The following is a 13,380-nucleotide window of genomic DNA, read 5'->3' as shown; positions in this document are numbered from 1 at the left end:
ACAATCTTACAACTTTAACTGCTGTTTTACAAACTGCCCGGTGTAGCTTTTTTTGATCTGAGCGACTTCTTCAGGAGTTCCTGTCGCAATTATTGTTCCACCGCGAGTTCCACCTTCCGGTCCAAGGTCGATGATGTAGTCTGCTTGGCAGATGACGTCGAGGTTGTGCTCAATCATGACTACGCTGTTTCCCTGCTCAACAAGGCGGCTGATTACAGTCATAAGCTGTTTTACATCTGCAAAATGAAGACCTGTTGTAGGCTCATCCAAGATATAAAGAGTTTTACTTGTTGCAGGACGTGCAAGCTCATTCGCGAGTTTTACACGCTGTGCTTCACCGCCACTTAAAGTCAATGCGTTTTGCCCAAGTGAAATGTATCCTAATCCTACAGATTGAAGCGTTGAGAGTTTCCTATAAATATGCGGAATACTGTTAAAAAACTCGCAAGCTTCATCTATCGTCATGTTCAAAACATCGTTTATAGATTTTCCTTTGTAAGTAACTTCAAGAGTTTCCCGATTGAATCGCTTTCCCTGACACACTTCACACTGAATGTATACATCGGGGAGAAAGTTCATCTCTATGATATTTTCGCCTGCCCCTTGGCACGCTTCACAACGACCGCCTTTTACATTAAAACTGAATCGCCCTTTTTGATAGCCTCTTGCCTTGCTTTCCGGCAAACTTGCAAACAAGTCTCGGATTGCGTCAAAAACGCCGACGTATGTGGCAGGATTACTCCTAGGAGAACGACCGATCGGGCTTTGGTCAATATTTATCACCTTGTCAACGGCATCAACTCCTGTAACGCCGTCGCATTCTCCAACGGCATAATTTGTCTTCATCAAAGCATTTGAGACAGCCGGATACAAAACATCGCTCATCAATGTCGATTTTCCTGAACCGCTTACGCCGGTTATGCAAGTAAAACAGCCTAAAGGAATATCTACGTTTACATTTTTGAGATTATGTTCTCTGACATTTTTCAACGAGATAAAATGCCCGTTACCTTTTCGCCTCTGAGTCGGAATATCAATCTTCAGAGTTCCTGCGAGGTACTGCCCCGTAAGGCTTTCCTCAACTTTTTCAACTTCTTCAGGAGTTCCAGAGGCAACTACGCAACCGCCGTGGATTCCAGCTCCCGGTCCCATATCGATCAAATAATCTGCCGTACGCAAAGTCTGTTCATCGTGTTCAACGACGATAACAGTGTTTCCATTATCGCGAAGGTTTAAAAGGGTATCTATAAGGCGCTGATTGTCGCGCTGATGAAGTCCAATGCTCGGTTCGTCGAGGATGTACATAACGCCACAAAGAGCAGAACCAATTTGAGTAGCAAGACGTATCCGCTGAGCTTCGCCGCCGCTCAAAGTTTCTGCTGCACGTTCCATTGTAAGATAATCAAGCCCTACGTCGCGTAAAAAGCGGAGACGTGATTTTATCTCTTTCATGACTTGGCTTGCAATTTTTAATTCATTTTCTGAAAGCTCAAGTTCATCAAAAAACTTTATGGAATCAGCGACAGATAATTGGCATATTTCGTAAATGTTTTTTCCACCGACAGTAACACCGAGCGCTTCCGGTCTAAGGCGGCGGCCGTTACACGAACGACATTGAGAAATTGTCATAAATTTTTCTTCAATATTTGTTCTCTGAGATTCGCCCCACGCTTCTTTATAGCGACGGGTCATTTCGTTTATCACTCCGGGCCACGGTCGATTGTATTCGGAAAACCCTTCTCCACTAGCCTTTTGATAAATCCAATGAAGCTTTTCATTTGGATCTCCTTGCCAAAGATAATAGAATTGCTTTTCTGTGAGATCTTTTATAGGAGTGTCAAGATTAAATCCCGCGTGTTTTGCGACAGCACCAAAAACGCTCGAGTTCCAATTGCTTTCAGGATTAAAAAACGGAAAGGCATTTTCATTAAAACTCAAACTTTTATCAGGGAGAATTTTGTTTACATCCCATTCCATTTTTTGTCCAAGACCGGTGCATTCAGGACAAGCACCAAACGGATTGTTGAATGAAAAAAGTCTAGGTTGAAGTTCAGGAATAGAGATACCGCAGTCCGGGCACGCATTTTTCTGACTGAAAAAAACTTCTTCGTCTTTATCGCCAATGCGTCTTGTGACAACTACGATTCCGTTTGCATTTTTGAGCGCAATTTCAATAGAATCTGCAAGGCGACTTCTGACATCAGCTCCTTTTACTATGCGGTCGACAACAATTTCAATCGTATGTTTTTTCTGTTTATCAAGTTTGATTGAATCATCGAGTTCTGTCATCACGCCGTCAACGCGTGCGCGTATAAAACCTGACTTTTTGGCATCTTCTAAAATTTTTTGATGTTCGCCTTTTTTTCCTCGTATTACAGGAGCCAAAATCTGCATTTTAGTTCCATCTTCCCATGACATGACAGTATCTATAATCTGGTCGACAGACTGTTCTTGAATTTCACGGCCGCAATTTGGACAATGCGCATGTCCTGTGCGTGCAAAAAGAAGACGGTAGTAATCATATATTTCTGTAATTGTGCCTACAGTCGAACGCGGGTTTTTATTAGTCGATTTCTGTTCAATTGAAATTGCAGGCGAAAGACCTTCTATCAAATCAACATCGGGCTTATCCATACGTCCCAAAAACTGACGAGCATAAGAAGATAAAGACTCCATATAACGCCGCTGACCTTCAGCAAATAAAGTGTCAAATGCGAGCGAAGATTTTCCAGAGCCGGAAAGACCGGAAATCACTACAAGTTTGTTTCTTGGCAATGAGACATCAATATTCCGTAGATTGTGTTCTCTCGCACCTTTTATTACAATCTTATCTTCCATAAATTAAAATTAGTTTGCTTTCACTGTATTTTTTACGATTACGTCGTGTGCGCCGCCTTCTCTCAAAGATGCAGCGCTTACAAGAGTAATCTTTGCGTTTTTCTGCAAATCAGGGATATTTGTCACACCGCAGTTGCACATGGCGTGAATGACTTTACTCACTGTCAAAGTTACGTTGTCGTGCAAAGAACCTGCATAAGGGACATAGGAATCTACGCCTTCTTCAAATGCCATTCCTTTTTTCCCACCGAGGTCGTAGCGTTGCCAGTTGCGAGCTCTGTTTGAGCCTTCTCCCCAATATTCTTTTACGTAGTTTCCGTTTACAATAAGTTTGTTTGTTGGAGATTCATCAAAGCGTGCAAAATAGCGTCCGAGCATCACAAAATCAGCTCCCATCGCCAACGCTAATGTGACGTGATGGTCATAGACAATTCCGCCGTCAGAGCAGATTGGAATATAAATTCCTGTCTTTTCGTAATAAGCGTCTCGCGCTTTTGCAACTTCGATTGTAGCAGTTGCCTGTCCACGTCCGATTCCTTTTTGCTCACGAGTGATACAGATTGAACCTCCACCTATGCCGATTTTTACAAAGTCTGCGCCGGAATCTGCGAGAAAGTTGAAACCGTCGGCATCGACAACGTTACCTGCTCCGATTTTTGCTTGAGGCCACTTGGCATGAATGTCTTGAAGAGCGCGTCTTTGCCATTCTGTAAATCCTTCTGACGAATCAAGAGTCATCACGTCAACGCCGGCAGAAATCAGTGCCGGCACTCGTTCCATATAATCGCGCGTATTTATCCCGGCCCCTACGATATAACGCTTTTGGCTGTCAAGCAATTCAAGCGGATGTTCTTGGTGACTTGCAGCGTCTTTTCTAAAAATCAAATAAAGAAGATTTCCATCGCTATCGACTACAGGAAGTTGATTTACTTTTTCTTTCCATATAATATCGTTTGCCTGCTCGAGAGTTATTCCGTCTTTTGCCATCACAAGTTTTGAAAGAGGAGTCATATAATCTTTTACAAGCGCTCCATCAGGGCAATGAGAAATTCGGAAGTCTCTATCTGTAATTATTCCAAGAAGTTTTCCGTTTGCTGAACCGTCTTCAGTTACGGCAACAGTCGAGTGACCGGTTTTGTCGATTGCATCTACTAGTTCAACAATAGTCTGAGCCGGCTTTATATTTGTATCAGAAGTGACAAAACCGGCCTTGTAAGCTTTGACTCGAGCGACCATCGCTGCCTGATTTTCAATTGTCTGAGAACCGAATATAAAAGATATACCGCCTTCTTTTGCAAGAGCAACAGCGAGTTTGTCATCAGAAACAGACTGCATCACAGCGCTCGTCATTGGAATATTCATCACAAGCGGACATTTTTCGCCGGCTTTTTTATTGTAGCGGACAACGGGAGTTTGCAAAGTGACATTGGACGGGATGCAATCAGGACCTGTATAGCCGGGAATCAAAAGATATTCATCAAACGTGTGAGACGGTTCATCGAAAATAATAGGCATTTTGTTCTCCTGAAAAATTAAAACTTGATATCGTAGTATAGCTGATTGCAAGATTTTGTGGAATATTAAAATCAATATTAACCAGTGAGCGAATATAATTGAGCAACAGCCTTTTATTTGTTATTATCTAAATGTAAAAGTGCTTGATGTCAATATTCGGGGTTTTTACAAAAAAATTATCTTTTATATCCGCTTTTATCCTGCGGAAAGGAAGTAACCATGAACATTGTTGTTATGGGTGCCCAGTGGGGCGATGAAGGCAAAGGTAAAATTGTAGATTACCTTGCTCAAAATGCCAAATACGTCGTACGTTTTGCCGGCGGTGCTAATGCAGGTCACACAATTGTCGTAGATGGGAAAAAATATGCCCTTCATCAAGTTCCATCAGGAATCCTCTACCCTGAAAAATCTGTTTTTTTAGGCTCCGGGATGGTAATCGATCCTGAAGCTCTTTTTAAAGAACTTCAGATGCTCAAAGACAACGGCATCAAATGGGAAGGTCGCGTATTCATCTCCGACCGTGCTCATCTTACGTTGCCGGGCTACCGAGAAATGGATAAAAAGCGCGATGCTGAGCGCAAGCGTCCTATCGGGACTACAGGTCGCGGAATCGGAACTACTTACTCTATGAAATCCGAACGCGACGGGATTCGTGTTTGTGACCTCGACTGGGATGAAAAATGGAACGACCTCGACGATAAAGATAAATCATTCCTAGAACAATACAAATCAAAACTCATATCAATGCGCGTAAACATTGCAGAAAAAATGTATGAATACCGCAATGAAAATATTTTGTTTGAAGGCGCACAAGGCGCAATGCTCGATATCGACTCGGGAACATATCCATACGTTTCTTCAGGTGCTTCCGGCTCTTACGGGGCGGCATCAGGCTCAGGAATCGGACCGAAAGCCCTTGATAAAATCTACGGCGTATTTAAGGCTTATGAAACTCGCGTTGGAAACGGTCCAATGCCGTCAGAATTCAACGCAGAAACAGAAGGTGAACTGTGCGATTACGTTCGCAAAACAGGAAATGAGTTCGGAGTGACAACAGGTCGCCCACGTCGCTGTGGATATCTTGACTTGGTCGCACTGCGTTACGCTTGCCACGTAAACTCAATCGATAACCTCGTCCTCACTCACCTTGACATATACGATGATATGAACGAAATTGAAGCATGTATTGCCTACGACATCGATGGAAAAATCGTCACGGAATTTCCTGCCTCTATCCCTGACTTGAACAAAGCAAAACCTGTCCTCCAAAAATTTACAGGTTGGAAAACAGATATCAAAAAATGTACTTCTTACAAGAAACTTCCAAAAGCAGCCAGAGAATACGTAGAGTTCATAGAAGACTTTACAGGGACGAAAGTTGGAATCGTATCTGTAGGGGCAGACAGAAATCAGACTTTTATCCGTGAAAAAATCTGGAAGTAAAGTTTTCTTACAGATGCATTTTTAATTATTTAGCCTTTTTAGCCATAGAAATAGATATATTTATCTATCTCTGTGGCTGATTTTAACAGGAAAACAGTGAAAAAGTTTATTTATTTATCTGCAATCGCACTCATTTTTTTTACAGCATGTGCCTCGTCGCACAAAAACATATCGGAAACGCTAATAAATCAGTCAAATGAAAAGACTGAAACAACACTGCGTGACACTATCACATTAATTTTTGGTGGCGATATAATGGCGCATTCGGTAAATTACAACATTTCATCTTATTCAAAGATATGGCGCGATATAAAATATATATTCGATGATTCTGACGTTGCTTTTGCAAACATTGAATCTCCAATCGACACATTAAAACCTATCTCTTCATATCCGAACTTCAACATGAATCAAAAATACGTTGAGGCAGCAGTCGATTGTGGTTTTAACGTTTTTTCACTTTGCAACAATCACTCAAACGACATGTTTCTTGAAGGAATAAAAGAGACTATAAAGACTACAGAACGTATAACAAAGAATAGAAAAGAATCGGGGCACTCAGTTTATTTTTCAGGATTAAGAGAAACTGCGAAAAGCACTTTTTCATACAACATAGTCGAGTCTAGCGGATGGAAAATTCTTTTTTTACCGGTCACAGAGCTTTTAAACAGACCTGATTTTTCATCTTATATAAACTACATAAAAGCAGATGATAGAGCACGCAAAGAATTTATAAGTTTGGTGAGACAGCTCAGAGCGGAAAATAAATGTGATTTGTTCGTAATCTCAATTCACACATCGGAACCTGAATACACCAGAGCCGTGACAGACAGTCAGGCATCGTTTTACGACGAGCTTTTGAATGCAGGTGCAGATATTGTCTGGGCAAACCACCCTCATATAATCAAGCATCGGAAAATCATAATTGACACAATTTCAAATAGAGATAAAATCATAATGTACGCAAACGGGAACACAATCAGCGGACAGCGTACAAAACCTGAACTCACTTCTAAAAATCCAGTCGGCGAACGAGACAATACCGGAGACGGGCTTTTATACAAAGTAATCTTTAAAAAAAATAAAGACGGTTCTATAAAAATTCAAAAGTGCGAACCGATTTATATAACAACATACATAAACACTGCAAATGAATACGTTGTAAAACCTCTGAATCAGGATTTTGTTGATTATCTTTACGATGTTCAACGCACAGACTGGGCAAAATATATTGAGCGCCGCATAAAAATAAACAAAGAGGCGACAAAGGATTTAATAGAATGGCGATAGATTATAAATCACTGCCTGTATACGCACAAAAACAAAAAATTCTTGAATGCATGGAACACAATCAAGTTGTAATTGTTGAAAGCCCTACAGGCTCGGGAAAAACTACTCAAATTCCAGTAATCCTCTACGAAGCAGGATACGCTACAAACCAAATGATAGGTGTGACCCAGCCGCGCCGAATCGCCGCACTTAGCGTAAGTGAATTTATTTCAAAACAGCTCGGTACAACTTATCCGGGTCTTGTCGGCTACAAGATGCGTTTTGAAGATTTTACAAGCAGTGAAACAAGAATCAAAATCATGACAGACGGGATTCTCCTTCAAGAGATGAAACTTGATCCATGGCTGTCTAAATATTCGGTTTTGATGATTGATGAAGCGCACGAGCGCAGTTTAAATATCGACTTTGTGTTAGGGCTTGTAAAACGCGTTTTAAAACAGAGAAAAGATCTGCACGTCATAGTTAGTTCTGCGACAATGAATACTCAAGTTTTTAGCGAATACTTTGGCAACGCTCCTGTCGTTTCAATCGATACAATAACATATCCTGTTGCGCTTGTTTACGACCCAATCCCAGGTGGAGCGACGACTTCGACTGATATAGGATGCGAAAAACTTCTCGAAAAAATTTACAATACGGTATGCAGGGTTTTAGACAACGACGAAGACGGCGGAATCCTTGTTTTCTTGCCCGGTGAAAAAATAATAAACGACTGCGTAAATAAACTCGCTTACTCTGCAATCGGGCGAAAGCTGCACATTCTCCCACTGTACGGAAGACTGTCAAAAGAAGAGCAGGAAAAAGTTTTTGATGCAGCGCCTGAAGGAAAAAAGAAAGTTGTAATTTCGACAAACATAGCGGAAACTTCCGTCACTATCAGCGATATAACGACAGTTATAGACTCAGGATTGTGCAAACTCAATTTCTATAATCCTAAAAATTTTACGTCGAGCCTGATTGAATCTGCCGTTTCAAAAGCTTCATGCAACCAGAGAAAAGGTCGCTCAGGTCGCACACAGCCCGGAACATGTTACAGACTTTATTCACGAAATGATTTCGAAAATCGCCCGGAATATACAACTGAAGAGATTTACAGAACAGATTTGAGCGAAGTTGTTTTGCGGATGTCAGAGCTTGGAATTACAGATTTTTACGATTTTGATTTTATAGCAAATCCCGGACGCACCGGAATCATAGGCGCTGTCGACACTCTAAAAATGATAGACGCCATTGAAGATGACAACACCCTTTCTCCAATCGGTCAGATGATGGTGCATTTCCCTCTTGAACCTAGAATAAGCCGCATAATAGTTGAATCAATCATGAAGTACCCTGACGTGCTCTACAAAGTTTTAATTGCAGCTTCATTTTTATCAGCGAATTCTCCGTTTATTCTTCCTCAGGGAGAGCAGATGGAAGCGAGAAAAGCACATCACCGTTTCCGCGATATGCAGGGAGATTTTTGTTCTTACCTCAATTTATTTTCAGCTTTTACGCAGAGCGACAACCGCAAAAAGTTTTGCAAAAAAAATTACCTCGACGAACGAGTTATGGCTGAAATCGAGAATATAGACAGGCAGCTTATTGAGATTGTAAGTGAAAAGATGGGCATTCCTGTCGTAGAAAAAAAAAGCAGCATGGAAGATTATCTATGCTGTATTGCAGCCGGAATGATTCAGTTTGTATGTGTGCGCACTGGTCGCGAAAGTTATCACAGCCTTACGGCAGACCACATCTGCATTCACCCGGGTAGCGTTATGTTCCGCCAAAATCCAGTTTTTTTAGTTGCGGGAGAGATTGTCAGGACGAGCCGAATATTTGCTATGAGCGTTTCACCGCTTACTCGTACAATGCTCGACAAAATAAACCCGACATTGTTTGAAAAGCTGATGGCATTCAAGAAAAAAGATAATGCCAAAAAAGAAACTGCCGGCAAAAAGACTTCCAACGAAAAGAAAATCGCAAAACAACAGAAAAAAATTGCAGAGGAAAAAGGAGATAATACACTTTCACTCGGAGACTTTTTGTTTGAGACAAAAAAAATCAAAGGAAAGAAAACAGCGATTCTTCCTATCGAACAGTTTTCGCTCGCAGTTTTGCAGGAAAAAAACAAGTCAAAATTATCAGCTTGCGGCGACATGAAAGGAAAAATCATAACAAGAGACAACGGAACGCTTTTAAACGGCGAAAAAATGTCTTTGATTATCAATGTTGTAAAAAGCATAGACCTTGCGCCTCTCGCAGAAAAAAAATGGAACCGCAATATGAACGCAAATATATACGACCAGCTCCAAAAAGAACAGTTGATCGATTCGCTTGACTGGCTTCTACGGACATCGATTGCAAAAAACAAAGGTCGGGAATACGGCTTTATCGCACTTTTTACAGACGGCAAAGGAAATTACTGGTTTAAAGTTTCGAGAGGATTTATGACAGCGCTTACAGAAAGCCACTCAAGTCTGGAAACTTTGATAGACGAGCCTGTAGAATTCAATAAAGAAGAAAAAAAGAGAATAAACTCTGTCATCAGTCTGGTAAACAAATTATACGATTGACAGCTCAATCTTTAATATTAAGCATCTTTTTTATTCTGTTTTTGACGCCGCTGTTCGCTTTTTTGTCAGCATATATTCCATTCATAATAGATTCTGCAGATTTAAACTTGTTTGTCTTATAAATGTCTAGCCCGAGATTGATTGTTGTCGTGTCTTTTGATTGAAGATATTGAATGCAGATGTCTTCAAACGCATTATTTTGATATTTTGCGAGTTCTTTTCCCAAAGCGTAACGCAATTCTTTTCGCTTGTCGTCTTTGAGGCATTCGGCAGCAAGTTCAAGAAGCTCTTTTTCGCCTGCATGTTTTTCTTTAAAAAGCACTTCGGCAACTTTCTTTTTTGTCGCATCTCCGACTTTTTTGTCTTTCAACTGCTCTATTAAAAACCGATTTCCGGCTTCTGTATTGAGGTATGCTATCACACTGTAACTTTCATTTTTGATAACTTTTTCGCTGTCATTTTTTGCACGATATATAAGAAACTCTACAGAATCTTTTAATTCCATTGTTTTGGCAGATTTTATTGCTTCCAGACGCACACGCCAATGTTCATCTCTGATTCCCTGAATTACAGTTTCCTGAGCTTCTACGACATTTGGAAAATTTACAAGGCCTTTTAGCGCATATTGACGCAAGGCTGGATCTGTGGAAGAAAATATTTCAACTAAAACAGGAACAGATTCTTTTTTTTCCATAAGTCCAATCGCTTCAGCTGCATACATTCTGACATACGCATTTTCATCTTCGTCTTTAAGAATTTCAACGAGTTTGTCCCAAGTTTGAACTGCGTGCATTTTACCGCAAGTTCTCATCAAAGTCTGACGCTGAGCATCGCTCAAATCATCTCTTTCAAGATATTCTACAATGAACATTGCTTCCGACGGTCCCCCAATTTCGCCGAGCGTTGAAATTGCATCGTTAAAATATTCTTCATTTTCAGATTCAATCAAAGCTATCACGGCAGGGATCGCATCTTTAGTTTTTACTGCCGAAATATATTGAAAGCAAGCGCGGACTAAATCTTTCTTTGAATTGTAAGGATCATTCAATACTTCAACGGCAAAATCTTCAAGGCACGGATCTTCAAGTTTTTGAAAGTAATTTAATATCTTTATTTTTATTGTGTCATTTTTTGTTTTCTGAAAAAGGTCGTATATTTCGTCGGTAAAACGAGGGTCGTCATTTTTTACAAGAGTATCTATAAGTTCTGATATTTCAGAAGGAAGTCCGTATTTTAACACTTTCTGATTGTTTTCAAAATCCTCGCCCGACTCATCTTTTTCGGCAGCCTTTTCAGCTTTTTCAACATCTATAACTTTTGGTCGTTTTGCTTCAGGAATTTTTGAAATACCGCCCTTTGAAGCTGTTACGACTTCGTTAGTTTCAGAAGTTTTTTGTTCTTGCTCTTCAAGCTCTTGAGCAATAACTGCAAAAAACATCAGCGAGATACAAATAAAACTGAAAATCTTCTTCATCAAATATCCTCGTCTTATCAGGATTGGCGAACGCAATTAAAAACCTGAATTAAATTTCTCCAGAAAATCTTTTCTGTATTGCTCAAACATGTCTTCATTTATCGCAATTCTTATCTCTTTTATAATCTCTTTTAAAAAATACAGATTATGATAACTCGCAAGGATTGAACTCAAAATTTCCTGCTCTTTAAAAAGGTGTCTTAAATAACTTCGGGAATAAGTGCGGCAAACTTTACAGTTGCATTCTGGATCAATTGGTCCAAAATCGCTTATCCATCTTTCCTGTTTTATGCTGAGCATGCCGCGTCGTGTAAAGTAAGAACCGTTGCGCGCATTTCTCGTAGGAAGAACGCAGTCAAACATATCGATTCCTGCGCTGACGGCGTCTAAAATATATTCAGGAGTTCCAATTCCCATCACGTACTTCGGTTTATTTTCCGGAAGCAGCTCACTTGTATAATTCATGAATTTAGTAAATTCTTCATGAGGTTCTCCAACGCTTAAGCCCCCGATCGCAATTCCCGGAGTGTCGAGCGAAGAGACGAATTCAGCGCTCTGTTTGCGTAAATCTTCAAAAAAGTTTCCTTGAACAATCGGAAATAAAATGCCTTTATATCCGTTTTCACGCTGATTTTTCCATTCTTTTTTAGCGCGCAAAAGCCAATCTGATGTTACTTTGAGCGCATTTTCAGCAGCTTTGCGCCCTTCGTCCCAGCCTGTGCAAACATCGAGCTGCATCTGTATATCAGAATTAAATTTCACCTGAGTTTGAACGACATTTTCAGGAGTGAACATGTGATAGCTTCCGTCAATATTGCTCTGAAATTTTACACCTTGCTCTGTGATTTTTCGCAATTTTGAAAGTGAAAAGACTTGAAAACCGCCTGAGTCAGTCAAAAAATTTCTGTTCCACTTAGAAAATCCATGCAGCCCGCCGGCTTTTTCTATGAGGTCAGGTCCCGGGCGCAAAAATAAATGATAAGTGTTTGCAAGAATAATTTCAAAATCTATCTCTTCAAGAAAATCTTTCGGCATAGCTTTGACTGTCGCATTCGTTCCGACAGGCATAAAAACCGGAGTCTGAACGTCTCCATGCGGCAGATGAATGACACCGGTACGAGCTTTTCCGTCAGCGCTCTTGTGTTTAATGTCAAATATATTCAATATTTCACTCATAAAAATCCTTATGTTCTTGCATATTTTAAAAGAACAATGCTGATAATCGTAAAGAAAAATACAGGCGACCACGCCCCCATAAAAGCGGTGATGTAGCCGTGCTTTGCAAGAACCATTGTCACCATCATTGAAACATAAAACAAAACAGAAGCGCTTATGCACGATGCAAGGCTTATCAAAAGCACATTTTTTTTAGTTTTGCCGGTCAGCCCTATAGATAAAAATACTACAATGAAAACAATAAACGGAAAAGCAAATTTTTTATAATATTCGGAAAGTTCTTCATTATAAGGAAGCCCTGCTTTTCTCAAATGTTCTATGTAGATTTTTGCTTCATTCGCGGTGACTGACTGAACGTCGACATTCGATTTTTTGAATATTTCATACGATTCAGTCAACCTATCAGTAAAGGTCGAAGACAACTGCGTCATTTTCAGACCGTTTCCATCAGGTTCATATTGAACTGCGTTTTCCAAATCCCACTTTAAAGTCTTTTCGTTCCAGACTGCGGTCGGACAGAAAATCACTGATTGCATGACTTTATTTTCGTCGCGGAAAATAAAATAGCACGACTTCAATTTTTTCTGATTTCCTATGTAGCGAGTAGAAATGTATATCAGCTTTCCATTTTCAGAAATTACAACAATATCATAATTATTTTCACTTTCTGATTTTTGTAAAAGTTTATTTTGCAGTGATACTTTTTTTTCGTAAGTTTGAACGACAAAGTTGTCTTCGAACAAAAAAAGCCCGAAAGCCATAACAAAACTGACTGTCAAAAGCGGCAAAGTAAATTTAAATAACGATACGCCCGAAGCAAGAAGCGCCTCAATCTCATTGTTTGCGTACATGTCGCTCAAAACGTAAGATGTCGAAAATAAAATTGCAACAGGAACTGAATACCAAATTGTCTTTGGAACATATAATGCCATGACTGATAAAATATCTTTTACGCTACAGTTATTTTGAAGATAGTTTGCAATGTGCATAAACAAATCGACAAGATTCAGCACGAGTGCAAAAAAAAACATTGCACCCAAAAATAGAGGAACTACTTTTTCAAAAAGATATATTATCAGTTTCATATAT

General features: G+C 40.0%; 8 protein-coding genes. 3 read left to right on the top strand and 5 right to left on the bottom strand.

What is annotated here, in order from left to right; translation table 11 throughout:
* Positions 1-6 precede the first annotated feature (6 nt).
* Entirely contained in the window at positions 7-2,838 is a 2,832-nt protein-coding gene (gene uvrA, locus H9I37_RS05205; protein WP_187381402.1) for an excinuclease ABC subunit UvrA, read from the bottom strand.
* A gap of 9 nt (positions 2,839-2,847) precedes the next feature.
* Complete coding sequence (locus H9I37_RS05200; protein WP_187381401.1) at positions 2,848-4,353, bottom strand: IMP dehydrogenase; 1,506 nt, start codon at positions 4,351-4,353, stop codon at positions 2,848-2,850.
* Between the two features lie 219 nt (positions 4,354-4,572).
* Between H9I37_RS05200 and purA the strand changes: the two genes are divergently transcribed.
* From purA to H9I37_RS05185, 3 genes are all read left to right on the top strand, one after another.
* Positions 4,573-5,796, top strand: coding sequence for an adenylosuccinate synthase (purA, locus tag H9I37_RS05195; RefSeq protein ID WP_187381400.1), 1,224 nt, complete (start codon positions 4,573-4,575; stop codon positions 5,794-5,796).
* Between the two features lie 96 nt (positions 5,797-5,892).
* Positions 5,893-7,086, top strand: coding sequence for a CapA family protein (locus tag H9I37_RS05190; RefSeq protein WP_187381399.1), 1,194 nt, complete (start codon positions 5,893-5,895; stop codon positions 7,084-7,086).
* Positions 7,077-9,641: a helicase-related protein gene (locus H9I37_RS05185; protein ID WP_187381398.1), complete on the top strand. Its 2,565-nt coding sequence runs from the start codon at positions 7,077-7,079 to the stop codon at positions 9,639-9,641. Before H9I37_RS05190 ends, H9I37_RS05185 begins: the two co-directional genes overlap by 10 nt.
* A gap of 4 nt (positions 9,642-9,645) precedes the next feature.
* Here the strand turns inward: H9I37_RS05185 and H9I37_RS05180 are convergent, their stop codons facing one another.
* The 3 genes from H9I37_RS05180 to H9I37_RS05170 are packed head-to-tail and all read right to left on the bottom strand — an operon-like array spanning position 9,646 to position 13,376.
* Entirely contained in the window at positions 9,646-11,115 is a 1,470-nt protein-coding gene (locus H9I37_RS05180; RefSeq protein WP_187381397.1) for a HEAT repeat domain-containing protein, read from the bottom strand.
* Between the two features lie 36 nt (positions 11,116-11,151).
* Positions 11,152-12,291, bottom strand: a complete 1,140-nt coding sequence (gene tgt / locus H9I37_RS05175; protein WP_187381396.1) for a tRNA guanosine(34) transglycosylase Tgt — start codon at positions 12,289-12,291, stop codon at positions 11,152-11,154.
* An 8-nt stretch (positions 12,292-12,299) separates the two neighbouring features.
* Positions 12,300-13,376, bottom strand: a complete 1,077-nt coding sequence (locus tag H9I37_RS05170) for an LptF/LptG family permease (protein WP_187381395.1) — start codon at positions 13,374-13,376, stop codon at positions 12,300-12,302.
* Positions 13,377-13,380: the final 4 nt, after the last annotated feature.

Source organism: Treponema sp. Marseille-Q3903, from assembly GCF_014334335.1.
Classification (GTDB): domain Bacteria; phylum Spirochaetota; class Spirochaetia; order Treponematales; family Treponemataceae; genus Treponema_D.
This window is presented reverse-complemented; position numbering and strand designations above follow the sequence as displayed.

What these genes read in the sequence shown, in the direction of transcription:
- H9I37_RS05185 (WP_187381398.1), top strand. Translation starts at nt 7,077, where the DNA reads ATGGCGATAGATTATAAATCACTGCCTGTATACGCACAAAAACAAAAA.
- purA (WP_187381400.1), top strand. Translation starts at nt 4,573, where the DNA reads ATGAACATTGTTGTTATGGGTGCCCAGTGGGGCGATGAAGGCAAAGGT.
- H9I37_RS05200 (WP_187381401.1), bottom strand. Translation starts at nt 4,353, where the DNA reads ATGCCTATTATTTTCGATGAACCGTCTCACACGTTTGATGAATATCTT.
- H9I37_RS05180 (WP_187381397.1), bottom strand. Translation starts at nt 11,115, where the DNA reads ATGAAGAAGATTTTCAGTTTTATTTGTATCTCGCTGATGTTTTTTGCA.
- H9I37_RS05170 (WP_187381395.1), bottom strand. Translation starts at nt 13,376, where the DNA reads ATGAAACTGATAATATATCTTTTTGAAAAAGTAGTTCCTCTATTTTTG.
- uvrA (WP_187381402.1), bottom strand. Translation starts at nt 2,838, where the DNA reads ATGGAAGATAAGATTGTAATAAAAGGTGCGAGAGAACACAATCTACGG.
- tgt (WP_187381396.1), bottom strand. Translation starts at nt 12,291, where the DNA reads ATGAGTGAAATATTGAATATATTTGACATTAAACACAAGAGCGCTGAC.